At 58.7% G+C, this 18,804-nt stretch carries 21 protein-coding genes and 2 pseudogenes; 14 read left to right on the top strand and 9 right to left on the bottom strand.

Annotated elements, in window-relative coordinates:
• The first annotated feature begins 1,161 nt into the window (after positions 1-1,161).
• Positions 1,162-1,962: a Crp/Fnr family transcriptional regulator gene (locus H8B02_RS48560; RefSeq protein ID WP_229167580.1), complete on the top strand. Its 801-nt coding sequence runs from the start codon at positions 1,162-1,164 to the stop codon at positions 1,960-1,962.
• Here H8B02_RS48560 and H8B02_RS18725 read toward each other — a convergent pair.
• The 3 genes from H8B02_RS18725 to H8B02_RS18730 form a co-directional block, all read right to left on the bottom strand.
• On the bottom strand, positions 1,937-2,191 hold the full coding sequence (locus H8B02_RS18725; protein ID WP_376711679.1) for a DUF6894 family protein: 255 nt from the start codon (positions 2,189-2,191) through the stop codon (positions 1,937-1,939). The two genes, H8B02_RS48560 and H8B02_RS18725, sit on opposite strands and share 26 nt — an antisense overlap.
• Before the next feature lie 93 nt (positions 2,192-2,284).
• Complete coding sequence (locus tag H8B02_RS49365) at positions 2,285-2,389, bottom strand: hypothetical protein (RefSeq protein WP_512699910.1); 105 nt, start codon at positions 2,387-2,389, stop codon at positions 2,285-2,287.
• Positions 2,390-3,863: 1,474 nt separating this feature from the next.
• Entirely contained in the window at positions 3,864-4,094 is a 231-nt protein-coding gene (locus tag H8B02_RS18730; RefSeq protein ID WP_229167582.1) for a DUF3606 domain-containing protein, read from the bottom strand.
• Positions 4,095-4,222: 128 nt separating this feature from the next.
• Between H8B02_RS18730 and H8B02_RS18735 the strand changes: the two genes are divergently transcribed.
• Both H8B02_RS18735 and ligD read left to right on the top strand, forming a co-directional pair.
• Positions 4,223-4,573: a hypothetical protein gene (locus tag H8B02_RS18735; protein WP_229167583.1), complete on the top strand. Its 351-nt coding sequence runs from the start codon at positions 4,223-4,225 to the stop codon at positions 4,571-4,573.
• Between the two features lie 2 nt (positions 4,574-4,575).
• Positions 4,576-5,496, top strand: coding sequence for a non-homologous end-joining DNA ligase (gene ligD, locus H8B02_RS18740; protein WP_229167584.1), 921 nt, complete (start codon positions 4,576-4,578; stop codon positions 5,494-5,496).
• A 156-nt stretch (positions 5,497-5,652) separates the two neighbouring features.
• Here ligD and H8B02_RS18745 read toward each other — a convergent pair whose 3' ends face one another.
• From H8B02_RS18745 to H8B02_RS18760, 3 genes are all read right to left on the bottom strand, one after another.
• Complete coding sequence (locus H8B02_RS18745; protein WP_229167585.1) at positions 5,653-5,928, bottom strand: hypothetical protein; 276 nt, start codon at positions 5,926-5,928, stop codon at positions 5,653-5,655.
• Positions 5,929-6,204: 276 nt separating this feature from the next.
• Positions 6,205-6,432 (bottom strand): hypothetical protein, encoded by a 228-nt coding sequence (locus tag H8B02_RS18750; RefSeq protein ID WP_229167586.1) that lies wholly within the window; start codon positions 6,430-6,432, stop codon positions 6,205-6,207.
• 952 nt (positions 6,433-7,384) lie between these two features.
• Positions 7,385-7,975, bottom strand: coding sequence for a hypothetical protein (locus H8B02_RS18760; protein WP_229167587.1), 591 nt, complete (start codon positions 7,973-7,975; stop codon positions 7,385-7,387).
• Positions 7,976-8,243: 268 nt separating this feature from the next.
• Here H8B02_RS18760 and H8B02_RS18765 point away from each other — a divergent pair, with 268 nt between their 5' ends.
• On the top strand, positions 8,244-8,489 hold the full coding sequence (locus H8B02_RS18765) for a hypothetical protein (RefSeq protein WP_229167588.1): 246 nt from the start codon (positions 8,244-8,246) through the stop codon (positions 8,487-8,489).
• A 34-nt stretch (positions 8,490-8,523) separates the two neighbouring features.
• Here H8B02_RS18765 and H8B02_RS18770 read toward each other — a convergent pair whose 3' ends face one another.
• Positions 8,524-10,332, bottom strand: coding sequence for an acyltransferase family protein (locus H8B02_RS18770; protein WP_229167589.1), 1,809 nt, complete (start codon positions 10,330-10,332; stop codon positions 8,524-8,526).
• Positions 10,333-10,617: 285 nt separating this feature from the next.
• On the opposite strand from H8B02_RS18770, the gene H8B02_RS18775 reads away from it, so the two are divergent.
• From H8B02_RS18775 to H8B02_RS18785, 3 genes and pseudogenes are all read left to right on the top strand, one after another.
• Entirely contained in the window at positions 10,618-11,004 is a 387-nt protein-coding gene (locus H8B02_RS18775) for a hypothetical protein (RefSeq protein ID WP_229167590.1), read from the top strand.
• A 230-nt stretch (positions 11,005-11,234) separates the two neighbouring features.
• Positions 11,235-11,420 (top strand): annotated as a pseudogene (locus tag H8B02_RS18780) (transposase); the annotation flags it as partial.
• Positions 11,421-11,465: 45 nt separating this feature from the next.
• On the top strand, positions 11,466-12,080 hold the full coding sequence (locus H8B02_RS18785) for a TetR/AcrR family transcriptional regulator (RefSeq protein WP_229167591.1): 615 nt from the start codon (positions 11,466-11,468) through the stop codon (positions 12,078-12,080).
• 35 nt (positions 12,081-12,115) lie between these two features.
• On the opposite strand, the gene H8B02_RS48995 is transcribed toward H8B02_RS18785, so the two are convergent.
• Positions 12,116-12,235, bottom strand: coding sequence for a LuxR C-terminal-related transcriptional regulator (locus H8B02_RS48995; RefSeq protein WP_376711680.1), 120 nt, complete (start codon positions 12,233-12,235; stop codon positions 12,116-12,118).
• A gap of 181 nt (positions 12,236-12,416) precedes the next feature.
• Between H8B02_RS48995 and H8B02_RS18790 the strand changes: the two are divergent.
• The 5 genes and pseudogenes from H8B02_RS18790 to H8B02_RS48565 form a co-directional block, all read left to right on the top strand.
• A pseudogene (locus tag H8B02_RS18790) lies at positions 12,417-12,590 on the top strand (peroxiredoxin-like family protein); the annotation flags it as partial.
• Between the two features lie 551 nt (positions 12,591-13,141).
• Positions 13,142-13,468, top strand: a complete 327-nt coding sequence (locus H8B02_RS18795; RefSeq protein ID WP_229167592.1) for a hypothetical protein — start codon at positions 13,142-13,144, stop codon at positions 13,466-13,468.
• A gap of 300 nt (positions 13,469-13,768) precedes the next feature.
• Complete coding sequence (locus H8B02_RS18800; protein WP_229167593.1) at positions 13,769-14,452, top strand: peroxiredoxin-like family protein; 684 nt, start codon at positions 13,769-13,771, stop codon at positions 14,450-14,452.
• Between the two features lie 129 nt (positions 14,453-14,581).
• Entirely contained in the window at positions 14,582-14,845 is a 264-nt protein-coding gene (locus H8B02_RS18805) for a pentapeptide MXKDX repeat protein (RefSeq protein ID WP_229167594.1), read from the top strand.
• A gap of 1,302 nt (positions 14,846-16,147) precedes the next feature.
• Entirely contained in the window at positions 16,148-16,342 is a 195-nt protein-coding gene (locus H8B02_RS48565) for a hypothetical protein (protein ID WP_312001025.1), read from the top strand.
• A 481-nt stretch (positions 16,343-16,823) separates the two neighbouring features.
• On the opposite strand, the gene H8B02_RS18815 is transcribed toward H8B02_RS48565, so the two are convergent.
• Positions 16,824-17,369, bottom strand: a complete 546-nt coding sequence (locus tag H8B02_RS18815; RefSeq protein WP_229167595.1) for a sigma-70 family RNA polymerase sigma factor — start codon at positions 17,367-17,369, stop codon at positions 16,824-16,826.
• Between the two features lie 294 nt (positions 17,370-17,663).
• On the opposite strand from H8B02_RS18815, the gene H8B02_RS18820 reads away from it, so the two are divergent.
• Entirely contained in the window at positions 17,664-18,056 is a 393-nt protein-coding gene (locus H8B02_RS18820; protein ID WP_229167596.1) for a thioredoxin family protein, read from the top strand.
• Between the two features lie 7 nt (positions 18,057-18,063).
• Entirely contained in the window at positions 18,064-18,786 is a 723-nt protein-coding gene (locus H8B02_RS18825; RefSeq protein WP_229167597.1) for a cytochrome c biogenesis CcdA family protein, read from the top strand.
• The last annotated feature ends 18 nt before the right edge of the window (positions 18,787-18,804 follow it).

An 18,804-nucleotide genomic window follows, 5' to 3' on the forward strand; every position in this document is an offset into this window, starting at 1 on the left:
CATCGCCCACGAGCTGCAGCGCCGCTGCGACCTCGAGCAAATCGAGGTCCCGGCCGCGCTCGAGGACTTCGTCGATCGACACACGGGCGGCCGGCACCAGCTGACGTTGCGTCTCGTCTAAGACATGGGGAATGCCTCAGTTTGAAATTAAACGGGAACAAGTGTTCACTTTTGTACTTAAGCCTCATCCGAGAGGTTTGGGTAAATGACAGAGCATCACCAAGAACAGCTGTCGGCTGAACCGACGCAAGGCCGTATAATTCCTCGCTGCCCGGCATGCGCCGCGTTCCCCCGTCTATCGCAGTCCATGCTTGACCCGCGCAGAGGCAGGACCATTCGCCTTTACCAATGTGAGTGTGGTGAACGTATCTGGGACGATTGATGTCGTTTCAGTGGTGGACCTGAGGCGCCAGCCTCGGGACGATTCGCAAACCCCGCCCAGAATACCTATCTTCCGGGCATGCCAAAGCCCTGTTTCAACCCTGCGTACCGGTCGCCGCCAAGGCCGTTCCGACCGGGCCCGAATGGCTGCACGAGGTCAAGTACGACGGCTACCGCGGCCGCGTGGAGCGCGATGGCAAGACCGTGCGCGTGAGCTGCTTTCGGCAGGTGGCTGACAGCAGATGAACGAGCGACAACCTGCTTCGCCCGAGATTGTTCCCGGAAGCCAACCACCGGCGAACGCTGGTCCTCCGCCGGTAGCGGCGCCAGTCCGATATTCGAAGGAGATTGACATAAGGGTCTATTTTTCATGCCGCAGCTGCGGCGCTCTTTATTCTGCGATTCAGGAGCGCGGCTCCGCGCCTGTGGTCAGCTCCGGCCTCTTTAGTTGTCTACAATGCGGGAAGCCGGTCCATCATTGGTCGGGACTCTACAATTACACCCACTGGCAACGCGTTGGGCGTGGAGACGGGAAGGAAGAACCTGACCGGTAAACGGCCGTACTCAAATAGAGCCGCTCCGGCGCGATGGGAAGAGCGCGGATGTGGGCTCCCCTCCGCAATAGCCGAGAAACCGGCCTGTGGCCCTGTGCGGGGAGCCGCGAACGCGGGAACTTAGTCCATGCCGCGTTACCCGTCCATCGCCGGCCAAAGCCATTCTGTGGGCGCCGGTGGCTGAGAGACACTCTTGTGCTCCCGCCTGCTAAGGAGGGAGTGTCTCGTGCCGCACCGGAAGCTGATCGCGCGTTTGCTGTCCGTCGTCGAACTGTCCGAGCAGGATCAGCTCAGACTGGGGGATATGCCCCGCGTTATCAAAACATTCGGCAACGGGGACCCTGTTGCACGGCAAGGTGAATGCCGCTGCACTGGCGCCGTTGTGATGGATGGTTTCCTGTCACTTCGGAGGGTCGTTTCCGAGCGCAATCAAATATCGTCCGTCTATGTTCCTGGAGACATGCCTGATCTCCACACTCTGCATCTGCCGGTCATGGATCACGATCTTTGCAGCGAGGGTGCCTCGACTGTCGCCTTCATACCCCATTCGCATCTTCGGCGGATCCTAAGGGACTCTCCCGGGCTGACAAACGCGTTTTGGCGGGAGACACTTATCCAAGGGGCGATCTACCGAGAATGGGTCGAAAATCTAGGTTCAAGGGCGGCGCTGCCAAGAGTCGCGCATCTGTTTTGCGAGCTTGCTACCCGGCTTGAAATGGTGGGTTTGCTCGACAAAGACAGCTTCCGTCTCCCTGTCACACAGCAAGACCTTGCGGATGCCTGCGGCCTCTCGACAGTCCATATCAATCGCACAATTCAGGAGTTGAGGAGAATGGGCTTGCTCGAATGGCGCGGACACGTCGTGAATGTGCTTCGGCGTAGAAACCTCGAGACGGTCGCCGAATTTAACGCCGGATATCTCCATGCGCTAGAAGTCCCAAGTCCGACCGGGATAACGACAGCAGCCGAGCGAACCAGGCGCCGTGATCTCGCTGCGCCCGTCATCGAGGCCGCTGAGCCGAAATGACTAAACGGAAAAGCGGCTGGGAAAATTCGTCGGTGACTTCCATTTCCCAATCGTGCCCCGGCTTGAGATTTCCGTCGATGTCCTGCAGCATGCGTCCTGCCATCACGGTTGCCTCTTTCCAAGCAGCATGGCGATCGGCAAGCTCTTCTCCTTCCTCATCGCGCTTCATCGTGTCGTGTCGGACGTGAAAGAAGTATCGAGGCATTGAGTTTGCCCTATTGAAGGTCATGGTTGAGCCCCGGCTCCGCCGGGGAAGCGAGCCGGGGCTATGCCGTTCTCCCACGAACGATAGCAGCCAATGCGTTAGACGCAGGGACCGTTCCTAACGTGCCCGCTTCTTGGTGGATGCGGAGCCAAGCCGCCGCTCCACACGCTTGCGGCTGTTGCCGACCTTCTTAACCGCCTTTTGGCATCCCAATTCAGTCACAGTAAGCGAGCTTTGTGACGCTGAGCAGCGTTCTCTCTTGGCCCCCAGCCCGAAGTCGCTGGCTCAGTCCCACGGCGCCAACGCCGCGAGGAAAGTCGGGGCCGTGCCTTTTTGAAACGTCGCGATCCAAATAAATACGCCGCCGGGCCCGAAATGCTTTGTCCCGGCGGCGGCTTGGCTCATCTGGGGACTGGCAATCCCAGCAAAGTCCGTAACAGCAAGGTGCGGGCCACTTGCACGCTGCAGCGGACGAGGTTGATAGCGGGACCAAGTCGGGCTTTCCTATCTGGAGCTTAAAGGTTCACCTGCAAAGCTTCACCGGCCGTTTAAAAACGTGACTGTCCTACTCAGCCGGCCCGCTGGTAGGAACCAAGCGCTGGCAGCTACCGTTATTGGGCCGCCAGTGTTGTTCGGCAACAGCGCTGTTTTGTGGAAGCCGGCCTCAGCGTGTGCCTCTCGCTGAGGCTGGTCTCACTTTTTGTAGATGAGTGTGAGCCATGCGCGACCAACTCCAACATCGGGGCAATCGACTTGTCGTAATCGAGCAGCCAGGCGGCGGGTATCTCATTGAAATTGTCACTCCAGATGGTCAAACCATCCGAACGATGACCTATCAGAGTACGAAGGCAGCCATCGGTGCGGCGAAGAGGACTATTAAACTACATCCCGAACACGTGCGATCTGGCATTCGGGCCCGCTCCCTTAGCGAAAGAACTGGTAGCGCGTCGTCGCGAGCATAGCCGATCGAAGAGACCTGAGGCCGTGCGTTCGATCACGAGGCAACGGCGAAGCGAGCCTATGCGAGACTGCGCCAGCCAATCGCGAAATCAAAGCTGAGCAAGTCGCTGCCATGCAAGCAGCCTCAGCAGCGCTGCGACACAAGAATCCCAGCGCCACCGGCGGGGCCGCGTGGGACTTTGGCTCGGTGTGAATGAAACGAGACTTGGCAGGATCGGTGCATTCACCGAATTTCCCAATTGCCGGTAACCCAACTTGTTCCTGGCGCCGACTGCAAAAATCCCGTCGCACCGGGGGTGAGCGCCGGGATTGTCACCAATGAAGTAGTGTGATTGTTGCGTTCATCGGAACCGATACAGGGTTGCTAGCGATGACGAGAATCGTTCTGATTTAGCAGGATTCTAACCCGTCTCCGCTCTTCTGTCCTTGTCGGGAGGCGCACACCAAGGAGGCGGGCCCGGTCAAAAATGGATTGAACCGGTCGCTTCAGCGCAACGGCAATGCGGTTTGCGCTCGCTCGAGCATCAATCATAGCTTTCAGCTTTTCGACTTCCTCAGCTGCCCATTTTCGATAGCGCATCATTTTCAATTATTTGTCGACCCAAGCGTTCCTTTTACAAGGAGACGGCTTAGCGGCCCGAAGCGGTGGCTGCTACTCGAGCAAATGCCCTGGCTCTTCGGGGCGAGAGCCGGGGCACGTTCATCTACCAATGCCGATCTCCACGAGCGGCACAGGCTAACGTGACCTCGACCGTGTCGCTCCTAGCGACTTCTTCATTGCTGATCCGAGGCGTCGCTCAACTTGATTTCGGCTATTGCCGACCTTCTTGACCGCCCTCTTCACAGAGGCGGCGGACTTACCCGTCTTTTTTGCCTCATAAGTCACCTCGTAGTCCTGGCCGCCGGCAACGCGCGCGCGGTCTTGCTTGCGACCGCGCGCTGTCTGCTTCTTCGCCTTCTTTGCCATCCTGGCTCTCCCTGTTAAAACGGAGGCAAAACGCAAAGCATTGAAGGGGCTCCTCACGAGGCCGAGGCCTCGGAACGAATCGGACGGCGCTCGCTTGAATCCCATATTGCCGCGTGTGGAGTAGCATTATGCGTAAATCAGATTGGACCCCCTCTATCGTCCCGAGCGATGACCAGACCGTTTATTTGGTCGCCGATGACTTTGGCCCCATTGGCCGCGCCTGGCGGGAAGCGGACTTTGAGGCGGCGGACCTGGAGACTGTCGTTCAAGACATGATCGCCGGCGAGTACTCGAGCCCGATTAGGGTCGCTGCCTTCAATACATCCGAGCGTTGGTCCGAAGACGTCTCAGAGGACATTGCGCGCGAGATCCAGCGGCGATACGACCTGCAACTTACCGACGTGCCCGCCCACCTCCAGGATTTCGTCGACCGCCATGTCGGCCGCGACCAGAGACAACTCGTCCTGCGTCTGGTCTAGACATGCGGTTCCGGCGCAAAAAGCCTGAGCCGATCGGGACCAAGGCGCTTTTTCCGGGCTTCATCGCGCCGGCTCTCGCATCGCCGATCGAGAAGGTGCCTAGCGGCTCGCGCTGGATCCACGAGATCAAGTTCGATGGTTATCGAGTCCAGACCCATCTCGCAAACGAGACCGTGACGATCTACACGCGCCGCGGCCACGACTGGACCAGGCGGTTCAAGAAAGTCGCCGACAATGCCTGGCACATCTCCGCCGCGTCGGCGATCATAGACGGCGAGATCGTGGTGCCAGCTGCCGACGGCACCACCGACTTCTCAGTGCTGCAGAACGAACTGCGCGGCACCTCGACCAGGATCGTGCTGGTCGTCTTCGATCTGCTCTATCTGAACGGCCGCGATCTCCGGAAGCTGCCGCTGCGGGAGCGCAAGGCTGTGCTGAAGAAACTCATCGCCGGCACCGACATCCAGTTCAGCGAGAGCTTCGAGGTCGACGGCCCCGAGATGTTCACCCATGCCTGCAAGCTCGGCTATGAGGGCGTGGTGTCGAAGGTGGCGGACAGCGTCTATCCGACCGGCGCCCGCAGCCGCGACTGGGTCAAGAAGACCTGCGCCCAGCGCGAGACCCTGACCATCGCCGGCTTCGCCCTCGACGGCAATGAGTGGGACGGCATCTATCTGGGCAGGCGCCAGGGCGACGAGCTGACCTATGCAGGCAAGGTCGACCACGGCTTTGACAAGGGCTCAGCCGATCTGCGCAAACGCCTGACGCCGCTGATCCGCAAGACCCAGCCGTACAGCAAGCGCGTCAAGCACAAGGCGATCTGGGTCGAGCCGAAGCTGTTGGCCGAGATCGAGTACCGGGCCAAATCCGCCGAGAGCAAGGTGCGGCATCCTTTCTTCCGCGGTGTCCGGGAGGACCTATGAGTGAGCCGGCCTGCATCCGATGTCTTTGATTACCTTTACAAGTAAAAGTCGCAGGGCATCGTCCGTGAAAACGCTCAGAGAGCCACTGGAACTGCTGAATTTCTCAGCGTTTGCGGGAGGCTCGAATGTTGGGATCGCGAAGACATGAAATGGATTCTAGTCGTATTGGTTGGTGGCGTAGCGCCGGTTCAAACCGATCTTGTGTTCGAGAAGCTCTCCGATTGCTTGACCGCTGAGGAGCAGTTGCAACAGACTTATGCGAACGCCTACAGCGCCTTGAGTCAACGCTCGATGATGGATAACGACGAATTCAATAGGCGCCGTGGCCGCCACCACCGCCGAGCTCGAGAGGACGCCGCCGGAAAACTTGCGAATGCCGGGACCTGCATTCCGCATAATGGTACGGATCAGCCAATCACCTCTCTGGATCAACCAGCGCCGGCGCCTCAGCCACCCTCGCCCACACCCCCACCAAGCCCAAAGCCATAGAGCCAACTCTTACACGCTATGTGACAACCGCCGCCCGAGCTGCGGCAACACTCTTTCGCGCCGAAACGGCCCGTCCATTCAGGACGAGCCGCTTCTGATCGAATGGCATCGGTGCATGTGAACTAACCAGTATCCAGCACCGCCAACAACAATAAGCGTGGGGATCCCCCACAATAAGATTACGGGCATTCCTATGCCTGCACTATGGGCGAGAAGGGTTTACTGCTCGGTGCAGACCTTCGTGGTCTTCACCGCGGATTCAGCTTCCGTCTTCGTCTTGTAAACGCCGTCGCCCACCACAGTCGTGGTTGTGGTTGTCGGCTTGGTGTCGACCACGGTGCACTTCTTGGTGCTGGCGTCGCGCACGATATAGAACTCAGCTGCGCTAGCGGCCTGCGTAGCAAATGCGAACGCTGCGAGGGCACCGCATACAATGAGCTTCTTCATTTCAAGTCTCCTCCAATGGACTTCAAAGTAGCCATTGCCAACAGCAACTTTGGTCGGAGGTTCCTATTTTCCCGATTGATATGAAGCGGGTAAGCGGGGGGCATTGTGGCCGCATTGGGAGACCGATTGCCGATTTTGCCCGAATCGAACGGTGGCCGCAGCGACCCATCCTCTACAAGCTTGCCAGGAGCCGCTCGAGCTGCGGCCCGCTGGCGGTATCGCTCGCCCGGCGGCGGCGCGCCGGCCGCTTGATCGTAGTGGATGCACATCCAGCCGAAGCTGTCCGCCGCGAGGACCAATCGTGTTCGGGCTCGAGCCCGATGTTGCGGTCATCGCTCGAGCGCTTTTCGTGCTACCAGCCGAGAGCATCGCGGCCCGCCCCCGTAATCTGAGCGTTGAAGCGAATACGCGGGAAGAGCCGCCGGCCGGTCTCAATGCGCGCCGGGTCGCGACCGCCTTCCTGGTTCGGCTGGCCGTCCACCCGGCGCAGCGCCGCGGGCGCCCTGCCCGGCCTGCAACAAGCCAAAGCCGCACGATGAACACACCTAAAGGTGCTAAGGCGTGCGCTTAGACGCAAAGGGACGCTCCACCGCGATCCGCAACCTCATCAGGCTTAGGCCACAGAGTTCCTATAAACGCAGTTGGGCGCACCCTCGGACGGGAAATGATCCCCTCAGAGAGGCGCTGCCATGGCCTGGCATTATACTCTTCCATCGTTCGATAACATTCCGGACAGCCAGCAGGCACCTCAGCCTGAACGTCCCCTCATGTTCGATGATTTGCCGTCGAATGACTGGGACTCTGCCGAGGAGTGGGATCGGCAGTTCCCGCGGGCAGACCAGCAACCACCGCACCCCAAGCCGAAAGCAAGTTAAAGACATTCCGTCGCGAGGCAACGCATGGCGCTTTGCCGGCGGCGGGCGGCGTCGCAGGTGCCGGAGCCGGCGTCGCACTAGGTACCGCGGCAGCGCCATTCCTTGGCCCCTTGGCGCCGGCCGGTCCCATCATTGGCGGACTGATCGGCATGATCGGCGGTGCCACGACGACCGATATGGCGCAGGCGATCGCCCTCGACGCTATTGGTTTTAACGATGACGCGCAGCGTGCCGCCAACATCCAGGCGAACCCGAAGACGGCGTTTGTCGGTAGCATTGCTCCGGCCATCGCAACAATGTCTCCCGCAGACCCGTGTCGGTGAGCGTGCCGACGCGTTCGTGGCGCTGGTATTGGCGCTATTGCTCGATGCGGCCGCCGCTGCCAGGGAAGCCTGCGCCTGCGCCACCGCAGCCGCGACCAATTGGCCGTTCGTGGGATCAACGAGCAGCTTCCGCCCCTGCTCGAGACTGTCGAACGTGACAATCCCGTTGTTCAGCTTTCCGTCCGCTCGACGCACGTCGTTCACGGCGAGAATAATCGACGCAACGGCCGCAGCGATATTGGCGAGTTCGCCATCAAGCCTTGGCGCGGGCAAAGGCGTGCTCGGCGCGCTCGCTTGAAAACCACTGAAGCTAAAGCCGGGAGAGTAGCCTTTAGGGGCAGCCATCGATACGCACCCAGACATTTGTGCGTTGACCAAACGGCCTGCGTCGCCTTGCGAACGGGCCGAAACGTGTGCGGCTGCCCGAATGCCGCCCTTGCCGGGCTGAGCAACGAGAATAGACGCCCGCCGTTTATTCTGCATTAACGGCTTTGTTACGCGCAGCTGGCCTCTGCAATTCGATCCGCGAACCGTGACAGATCGATCCGACTTATCGCATGATCGCCGATTTAACGAGGTCATCGTTTTGGTCGCCGTCGAGAATGTCAGCTAGATGCGATGCTTCGTTGCCGAGAAACGCTTTCGCCTTCCGTCCCAGCGCTGCACGGTTCGCCGGGTTGCCCTCTTTGAGCAGTTGCGCGGCGAGGTCCGGATCGAGGACGGCAAGGTGGTGAAGCTGGGCAACGACCTTCTGTCAGCCACCCGCTACGGCGTGATGATGCTTCGCTTTTGCCGAGCAGATTTACCGGAGGAAGGAGCCGCGCACGCGGCGCACATTCTGGGGCGTGCAGGGCCCTAGCTGGATGAGCGGCTGAAAAAGGCTCAGGATGAAACTAATTGAGGCCGATCTGCGGGGCTATTTTCTGCAGCAGGAATTCGGATCCAGCCCTTGTAAGATGAATGATATCTCTCGCAGTGAGGGAATCGTCCACATGCGCCAAGCACTCATTACCGCGGCAGAGAGCCCCTCGAACGGATACGTATTGCACGCCTAGCTGATTGGCTATGTCGCTCATGATCTTGTCACCCGATTCTCGATCGACGTACTGAGAGGTCCACTCGGGAATGATCTTCCCAGTTTGCCGATAGTAAGCCATGGCAGCATCCGGTAGACCACCGCGCCAAACGGGGACGGGGCCCAAGATTATGATCCGAGTAACTCCGACGGCCCGTAGAGCGTCGATTGTCGGCTTGGTGGTTTCAAGGCGGTCATTGACGTCCCAGATAGCCTGAAGGACTACGATGTCCGGCTTTATTTCCGAAATGCGGCGGACAATCTCGGCATTCTTCTGCAAGCAGTATGGGTTCGCCGAGTGCGATTGTACCAACAGTGGAGGGCACGAGCTCACGGTCAGCTGCGAGATCCCAAACTCGTGTGTCGCTTGCAGTTTTCTAAAACCGGGGATGAGCGCCGACGCTGTAGAATCTCCCCAGATCGCGATCAAGGGTCTTTTGCTCTCGGAACAGCCGGCGAAATCTCCGTCCTCTCCGTCGAGCAACATGCACTTGTGTACTCGCCAAGCGTCGATGCCGTTTGGAGCATTGAGCATGGCCTGAAGTTGGATTGGGAGATCCGGTACCTTAACGAAGGCTGCGAATAGTCCCAGCGCTCCGACGGCGGACATGGCGGCTCCGAGCTGCCACACGCGAGCTCGGCGCCGCAAGGGACGCTCAATCGCAAGGTAAGTTAGCACCGCCAGAATTAATGACAGCAAGACGGCTACAAACCCGACCGTGTCATTCAGAGGGCGGAACAGGTACACTTGAAGGAAGACTAGAACTGGCCAGTGCCACAGGTAGAGCGGGTAGCTGATTAATCCGACGCCGACGAAAGGCTTGAGCGAAAGAATCCGGTTTACGAGTGCTCCTTCGGACAAAATGAGCAGGGCCGTACCGGCGACGGGAAGTGCCGCAGCCCAGCCAGGAAATTGGGTCTTCGCGGTGAAAAGAAAGAACGATGCTTCGATCGCGAGTATTCCGGTGATCGCGGCTGTTTCACTCACGGCTTTCGACTGCGGAGGAACAAAAACCAAAACCGCTCCGGCCATCAGTTCCCACGCTCGAGTAAACGGCAGGAAGAAGGTCGCCGCCGGGTGGGGCCCGACCATGATCAGGTTGAGTATGAAGGAGGAGACCAGCCCCACGATGGCAGCGATCTGTCTTTGACGTCGTGGGATGACCCACAAGATCAACGGCCAGATCAAATAGAACTGCTCTTCAATTCCAAGAGACCATAAGTGCAGGAGTGGCTTCAGATGCGCGTCGATGTCAAAGTAGTTGACCTCAGACAGCAGCATCAGATTGGCCGCGAATAGCACGCTAGCGACCGCGTTCTTGCCGAGGGAATGGAGGCCGTCTGGAGGAAGCAGGCGCAAGCCGACAATCACGGTCGCCGCCAAGACCACGATCAAGGCAGGGAAAATTCGCCGGACGCGCCTTTGGTAGAATGTGGTCAGGCTGAAGGTTTTGGCCTGGAGGTCTGACGTCACTATCCCGGTAATAAGGAATCCCGAAATAACGAAAAAAATGTCGACCCCGACGAACCCGCCGGGCAATGCTCCCGGGAAGGCGTGGAATAGCACCACGGATGAAACAGCAACGGCTCTCAGTCCGTCAATATCGGGTCTGTATGCCACGCTCATGGCGCGATCCTATACCACGACCGCAGGATGATCGCGCAAGGTCACGGCACCACGTATTTTAGTTGAGTGAGTCCGCGGCGAGATCGTTAGGATGAGCCTATACCACCCTTCCTTGTCGATCTGAGGGTTCCGGTAGAGCTCATGGCCGGAAGATCAGCTTGTTCGGCAGCCTTGCGCTCGCGACGCCTATCGAAGCGCGTTACGCCGCGGCGCAGCCTGTGGTAGCGTCTCGCCTTAGCGAAAAATCTCCTTCGAAACGGGACGCATTCAGCACAAGGGGACAACGTGAAGCGAAGGCATGTTTTTGCCGTGACATCGGCTCTCGCGGCGATCGGCTGCGTTGTGGTTTTCGCCGCGGCGCTTCTCGCCGGATCTTCTGAAAAAGAACAATTGGAAGCCTGTTCAACAGATTCCGAACCGACGCTTCTGTTGCGGCAACTCAATCTTGATGGCGGCACTAAGGCTAGATTTAGCGAGTGCGTTGCCGCTAACGGCAAATCCGCCTGTCAAACAGAGTACCTTGATCGGCGCGGCTTGATGGAAGCCTGCATGAAGCGAAACGGCTTTGTCTTTGCGTCGCCGCTGAAGTTGAATTGCCTCTTCGAACCGGGAGAAACGTGTTTCCGACGGAAGTGGCTGGAAGGTGTTCATTCTGCCGTCGCCAGCAACTGACGGGCGCCGAGCGACGCACCCGGAATCGGTTTTTGGGCCGAAATTTTGTATGGGCGTCCGGCGCCGTCTTCGATTTGGCCGTCGGACCGTGGCCAGGGGGTGGGTCGCGCCCCCTCCCCGGCGAGCATGTTAGCGCTTCGCCGCCGACCTCTAGCAGGCTGTTGAAAAAGGTACTCGCCGCCAACCGGCGAGCGTGATTCATTGGCTCCGACGAGATTCGGAGATGGTACGTGCGCGGCGGCGACAATCGAACGGGCGAGTTGTTCAGCTACGTCGACCTGGAGGCGCGGGTGCGGCGCGATCATCCGCTGCGAGCGATCCGGAGGATTGTGAACGAGGCGCTGTCAGAATTGGAGCGCGAGTTTGCCGCGCTCTATTCGCCGATTGGGAGGCCGTCGACTAGTCCGAATGCTATGCAGCCATATTGCGGTCGCTGAGGGCCGGAAAGGAGAGCTACGATAATGGCGAGGCCGCGCGAGTTCGACGAGGCTGCGGTGCTGGATGCCGCCATCGAGAGATTTTGGCACCGCGGTTACGAGGCGACGTCCGTGCGCGACCTGGCCGACGAAATGAACATCGCCGGCGCAAGCCTCTACAACGCTTTCGGCGATAAGCGATCGTTATATGTTCGGGCGCTGAACCGATATCTGGACCAAAGCTTTCGCGAGCGCATACGTCGAATAGAACCCAGCCTGCCGCCTCGCGAAGCTATCGTCGCGTTTCTGCAGGAAATCGTCAAAAGGTCCCTTGCCGACAAGAAGCACCGCGGCTGCATGCTGGTGAACTCGGCCATCGAGAGCGCTCCACACGATGCCGAGTTCTTCGAGGTCGTCGCCGTTTTTCTTGATGAGGTCGAACGATTCTTCTTTCGATGCGTCAGCAATGGTCAGAAAGACGGAACCATCACGAAGGCGCTTTCGGCCGAAGACCTCTCCAAGTCGCTGCTCGGCATTCTGCTCGGTATTCGCGTGCTGGCGCGCGTTCGGCCAGAGCGAAACTTGCTAGAGGGGCTTTTGCGGCCGGCATTTGCGCTGTTGGATAACGCGCCATCCGCGAAACGGCGCAAGACGGCATAGTGGATCTCTTTTGGTCGGCAGCTTTCTGAAGGCTCTTATGCGAGCAGTAACTCACGGAGGCTCGCCACGCCGACACGGGCGTAAGCGCTGCTGCGATGAGTGATGACGGTCGTTTCGGCAATTCGCAATTCCGCGGCTATTTGACGAGCGGACAACCGGCCTTGACCCGCGCGGCGACCTCCAGTTCACGCCCGACGCGCGCCAGTCGGGTGATCGCCGCCTCGAGATTGGCGACGACCGCAGCCCTTGCAACCGTCGAGAACGACAGTCTTCGGCACGATAATCCGCAGACCGTCGAGGTTGGCGTGCCGCGCTTCGGGCGTCAGGACGCCGCGCATGGCGGCCTTCAATGGCGAGGATAGCTGGACGCTACCGACGCCGGCCCGATATGTGATTGGGCAGGATGGCGTCATCGCCTATGCCGAAGTCAATCCGGACTATACTCGCCGGCCGGAGCCTTCCGACGTATTCGCCGTACTCGATCAGCTGAAGCGCTCCAAGGTGGCTTGACTGCTCAGGCGCCGGCTCAGCCGGCGCCTGCCCTTTGGCACCATCTTGCTGAAGCACCGGAGACCTTGTGCAGCTCGGTGTACCTTCTCTTCCGTCTCACCCGACGGTCCTGCAACGGCCTTAGTTCGATCAAGTGCAGCTCTGCGCGAAGCGCGGTCCACCGCGTAAGCGGTCTGCTTGAACTCTTCGCCATCAAGCAGTCGTCGATGTAGCCTAAGATCGTGTCGACGGCCATGATTGCGGCTCAAAGCTCGACGCCGCTGCGACACGGAGCAAGGTCGCGATCTCCCTGACAACAATATGGCCGCTTGACCCGAGGCGGGAAGAACATTCCCGAGCCTCGGAACGAGGACTGTCAAGCGCAACAGCACCTTGGCTGCCAGTGCGCTGTGCCTCAGATACCCCCATTAAGTAGTCGGTCCTATCACATCGGGGTGAACTGGTAACGCGGCGGACGAAGCACACGAAATGACAGTACAAGCGTCGATTATGAGTTCTTTATCAGCGAACCGACTCTTATGTTCGATGAGCTTGCTTTTCGGAGAACGTCAATGATCAAGTTGAAACTTGTAGCCGCGACCGCGATTCTGTCGGCGGTGATCGCAAATCCGGCGTCTGCACAGGCGATTATGCAGGAACGCGGCGCCCATACGAAGGACTATATAACCGCGGATCTGGCTATCGGATTTCCCTTCTCCTCGCCCATGGCGATCAATACAGCAGGTAAGTCAACGGTCTGGCCCGCGCCAGTTGGTCACCACCAGCCGCGCGTCGCCGATGTTCCCTCGTCCGTATCTACCCGTAATACTCTGCTGAGCCTCGACCAGGAAGACGCCAGCGTCGACCGCAAGATTAGCGGCATCTGTCGCGGATGCTGAGCATTTCTCGCGGGCAAAAGTGAACGATGGATTTGCCGCGGGCAGTCCGGGCATTCGCCTCGTGCAAACTCGCAAAATTGCGGCCACGTCGAACGGATGAGGCCGATGGTGATGACGCGGGACATGGCGGCGAACGTGGGCGGACATTTCGTGATCGGTAGCCTAACGTCTTCTCCAGAAGGAAGGATATCGTTATGCAAGTAAGGGCTTGCATTTTAAATCACACGATCTAAAACTGAGCAGGGGCTATTTTGCACGACGGGAAAACCCGCTGGCAAGCCGTCAACTGGGAGATTCAGGGTGAGACTTGAGCAAGAGTTGGCAAATTTCCGCGCTGAATTCGAGCGAACCGCCCCCTCAGGGAGGGCCGAGCTTTATAGCGCCAAGGTTGAGGAATTGCGTAGGCAGTTTCCGCTGAAAGCCGTGATTGCCGTAGGCGATGATGCACCCGACTTCACATTGCCAAGTACGCGCCAGCGGCAGGTCTCACTTACCTCCGTGCTCCATGCCGGCCCCGCAATTGTCACCTTCTATCGGGGGGGCTGGTGTCCGTATTGCAACATTCAACTTCGCGCGTATCAGCGCGCACTTCCTGAGATCGCCGGGCTCGGCGGGCAGATCCTTGCAATCTCGCCTCAACTTCCGGACGGATCATTGTCTGTTTCCGAAAAGAACGCCCTCGAATTCGACGTGCTGAGCGACGTCGGCAATGGGGTCGGGCGCAGCTTCGGTCTGGTCTACGCGCTGCCAGAGGAATTGCGCGAGGCATTGAGGCTTAACAACAAGGCGCTTCCGGGGATCAACGGCGACGAAAGCTGGGAGCTACCGGTGCCGGCGACCTTCGTCATCGGACAAGACCGTCGGGTCGCGCTCGCTCATGTTGATGTCGACTACCGTCGCCGCCTGCCGCCGGAGGACATTATCGCCACGTTACGTTCGCTGCCGGCCCCGATTGCCCGTCGCGCAGCAACGTCGATGCTCTGATCGCTGCCGTCGGCACGATAGGCGGTCGCCGCATTAATTTGTACCAGGTCCGTAACGGGTGCCTGTCCATAACGTATTCAGTTTGACGACCGACGTCGTTTCGAAACCAGTTTTTGAAAGGATGACACCATGAAAAGCACCTCGCGTGTTCTGCTCCTCGCTTCCGCTCTCATCATCTCGCTGGGAGCAGCGTCTGCCCCTGCTGCGTTCGCACAAGACAAGATGGGTAAGGATGGAATGGCCAAGGATACTATGTCCAAGGATGGCATGAAGAAGGACGACGCGATGTCCAAGGACGGTATGAAGAAGGACGATGCGATGTCCAAGGACGGCATGAAGAAGGACGATGCGATGTCGAAAGACGCAATGAAGAAGGATGAGATGAAGAAGTGATCCAAACCTTCTTCCATCCACGAGTGCCTTAGGCAGCCTCCCCCTCGCTAGTCGTAACAGGCTCGTTCGCCAACTGAGCGAACGGGCTTGCTTATGACGCTTTCGTGCAGGTCAAGAAACGTTCTCCAACCAAGTCCGTAATAACTTTGCCTTTCCATCGAAACCGCATGGGTCACTTTCATCCATTGAACGATTGAAATTCCTCAATTGCAGATGCCGGATAATTTGTTCGGCGACGCGATCGGGCTGCCAAGTTCTCCAATTTCAATTCATTCGATATAAACTGAAATCGAAGGGCTGCATGACTGGATCAGCGGCCTGCGCATCAGTTGCACCGCTTCGTGGGCATTCCCCAGGAAACAAAACAACCACCGCTTTCGAACGAGGGAATTGAATATCCCCCTATGTGCCGCGCGACGGATCCTCGGTGGGCGGTAGCGCAGCAGGAACTTCCCATGAACAGTTCGTTTACAGCACCGACCGTACGACGTACCCGAAGATTGTCATCGGCGCGTTGGTAGCGGGGATCGCCGTGGTGAGTGTTGCAATCTCAGTGCGTCTTCGGTCCCACGATGGAGACGCAGGAAGCGCGCACATGATAAGAGCCGGCGAGCTTGTGGCGATCACGAGCTTGAGCGGAAATCCCATCCGGTAGTCGCTAAAGAGTCCTGGCGGCTTCTTGTCATCCAAGCAATGTAACTTCGGGGTGATGTTCGTAACAACAATGCGGGCTGTGCGAATGTATTTCAGAGTGCTTCAAATCAGGGATCAGATCCATGAAACTTAAACTCGTTATTAGCTTTGCTGTTGTCGCTTCGTTGACAGCAGTCGCCTCGTCCACCCTAGCCGCACAGCCTGTGCCGAAGAGAAGTTATCCGCAGAGCGCGAATGCCCCGAGCGGATCGCGTCTGAATATCACGTCAGGGGGGCCCTTGTCCGCCTTCGCCTTTGACAAGTCCGGACCGCAGCTGGTGGCTGCCACAAGAGATGGCGAAGCCAATGGACCATACCAGGGTGGCCCTCATCCAAGGTGAAGTCGTCGACAAAGAGCGAACGACAAATGACCGCAAGGCAACTTCGTATTTCGTGTTGGTCGATCGTCAGTGCCGTCGCCCCGGCAGGCACGGCGTCGCTGGCGATCGGCGCCCATGCTGCGCTCAAAACAAGCCGGCACCCGACACCGCCGAGGCCGGCGCTACCGAGCAGAGCGGTCGGCCTTCGCGGATCGCATTGGTCATAGGCAACGGTCACTCTCCCGACGCCGATGTGCCACTGACTTAACCGATCAATGATGCGCGAAGGTTGACGGCCGCGCTGCGTCGCGATGGCATCGATGTGGACATGATGGAAGATGCCAGCAAGGACGACATGCGCCACGCGATTGACCGCCTGAGATCAAATATCGGATTGGAGTCCATCGTCATCCTTTTCTCGGCGGCTATGGCATTCAGGCCGGCGGCGAGAGAGCCAGGATCCCAGTGGATGCCGCAAATCTAGCAAGAGTCCGGTGTGCGTCGCGACGGTCTGAGCATTGAGGTGCCGTTGGATGCGATGAAACAGCGGGGGCCCACACCAAGCTCGTAGTCATCGATGCTTCGCGGCGAAACCCGTACGAGCGGCGGTTCCGTGGATTTTCTCGCGATCTGGCGCCGATCAATTTACCCGACGACGCGTTGATCCTCACGTCGGCCGCTTCCGGAAAGGTCGCCGACGATTCGAAGTACTAGCACAGCGTAATGATGGCTCAATTCCTCAGCAATCTAAATCGGCAGAGAACCGGCGCCGAGATCTTGTCAATGAGACGCGCGTTGCGGTCGCGCGATCCTCCGACGGCGAGCAGGTTCCGTCGGTGTGGTCGTCGCTATCCAGATGCATTCAGTTGGGAGCGGGCTCGGTCGGGTCGGCCGCCCCTCTTGGCAACTAAACTGAGTACTGTCCGCCCCCGAACAGATCAGCCGAAATAACGAGGGAGGTCATCTCACTCCTTCCGGAGCTTGGCAGCGAGATTGGTCAATCCACGATGCAGTGCCACGCGCACCGCGCCCTCGCTCATCGCAAACTTCTTAGCGGTCGCCTTGATCGAAACGCTCTCTAAGGTGATAGATTGTAGTACATCGCGTTGACGGCCTGGCAAGCCCTGTACATGCGCGATGAGTTCGCTGGCCGGAACAGTTTCTGCGACGGGTTCGCTGGCGATTGTTTCGGCGAAATCGTCGATATTGCCGAATACACGCCGGCCACGGCGGCGTAGCGCATCGATCAGCTTGTTACGCGCGATCGCAAACAACCATGGCGAGAACAGAGCCTCTGGATCCCAGGTGTGACGTTTCAAATGCACTGCGAGCAATGTATCCTGCACGATATCTTCGGATTGATCGACAGGCTGCCCGGCTCGGGCCAGGCCACGGCGGGCCACTGCTCGCAAGATAGGTGTGACAGCCCGAAGTAACTGACGATATGCGCCGTCGTCGCCCGCATTGCCACGCCTCATCAGAGCGGCCCATTCCTCTTCGTGTTCGCCCACGCTTGCTCTCGGTAAGCAGCTCGCTCGTCTGGGATTGTTGCGACTTAACAATCACGAAACCTCTCCACTAAGCAACAGCCGATCCTTGGATGACGGGTCACATAGCGAAGAGCTGCTGGCGCTCGTCCATGACGTCGTTTCGCAGAAATGCCAGTTCCCCGTTCACAACAATTCCACGTCAGCGTCTCCGGGTGCGGCATTTCAAAATTATATTGTTTGGCCCCTGTAACGTCGGGGCGGTCTGGATCGAATGGTGAATGTAGGGGCGTCCCTTCGTACCGGAGGCTTTTAATAATGTTGAAGAAACTGATTTCGGTTCTGTTTGCAGCCGTTGTTACGTCCGCAGTCTCATTTGAAGCACACGCGGCAGAGAAGGTGAACTACGATGCCAAGTCCTTTGCAGCGGCCCAGGCTGCGGGAAAACCTATCCTGGTCGAGATTCACGCGACATGGTGCCCGACATGCAAGGCGCAGGCGCCGATCTTGAGCGATCTCGAAAGGCAAAACAAATTCAGAAATTTGATGGTCTTTCACGTAGACTTCGATTCCCAGAAGGATGCGGTCAAGGCGTTTGGAGCCCGAATGCAGAGCACGCTGATTACGTTCAAGGGGTCCCTAGAGACGGGCCGATCTGTTGGCGATACGAACCCGACTTCGATTGCGGCCTTGCTCGACAAAGCGACCTGATGCGCTGATGTCGATTGGTAGCCTAGGACTGGCGTTTCTGGCGGGCATATTGTCGATCCTATCGCCATGCGTGCTTCCGTTGTTGCCGATCGTTCTCGGCACCGCAGCATCAGAACGCAGATTGGGCCCCGTAGCCCTTGCGGGCGGGGTCTCCCTGTCTTTTATCGCAATCGGATTGTTCGTTGCGACGATCGGCTTCGGGCTCGGGGTAGATGCCGCTTGGTTTCGAGTTATTGCTGCTTTGGTAATGATCTTGATTGGCGCGATTCTGCTCGTGCCTGCGCTTCAAATCAGCGTCGCGGTTGCCAGTGGACCGGTGAGTGGCTGGGTAGACCAGAGTTTCGGCGGCTTTTCGACGTCAGGGCTGGGCGGCCAGTTCGGCGTGGGACTTCTTCTCGGCGCGGTATGGAGTCCCTGTGTCGGACCCACCCTCGGCGCAGCATCTCTTCTTGCGGCACAAGGAAGGGATCTTGGTGTCGTGGCTTTAACGATGCTTATTTTCGGGTTTGGCGCGGGGCTACCGCTGGTGCTCTTTGGGTCGATGTCCCGTCAGTTCTTGCTGCGCTGGCGTGGCGGAATGTCAGCTGCCAGCAAAGCAATGAAACAGACCCTCGGTTTGTTCTTGGTCGCGATAGGGCTGCTGGTGGTGACCGGTCTCGACAGATCGTTCGAGGCCGGACTCGTTGAAGTTTCTCCGCAATGGTTGACGAACATCACGACCCGTTTTTGAGGGCGCAGGAGGTAATCC

The sequence above is a fragment of the Bradyrhizobium altum genome (assembly GCF_020889705.1).
In the GTDB taxonomy this organism is placed as follows: Bacteria; Pseudomonadota; Alphaproteobacteria; order Rhizobiales; family Xanthobacteraceae; genus Bradyrhizobium; species Bradyrhizobium altum.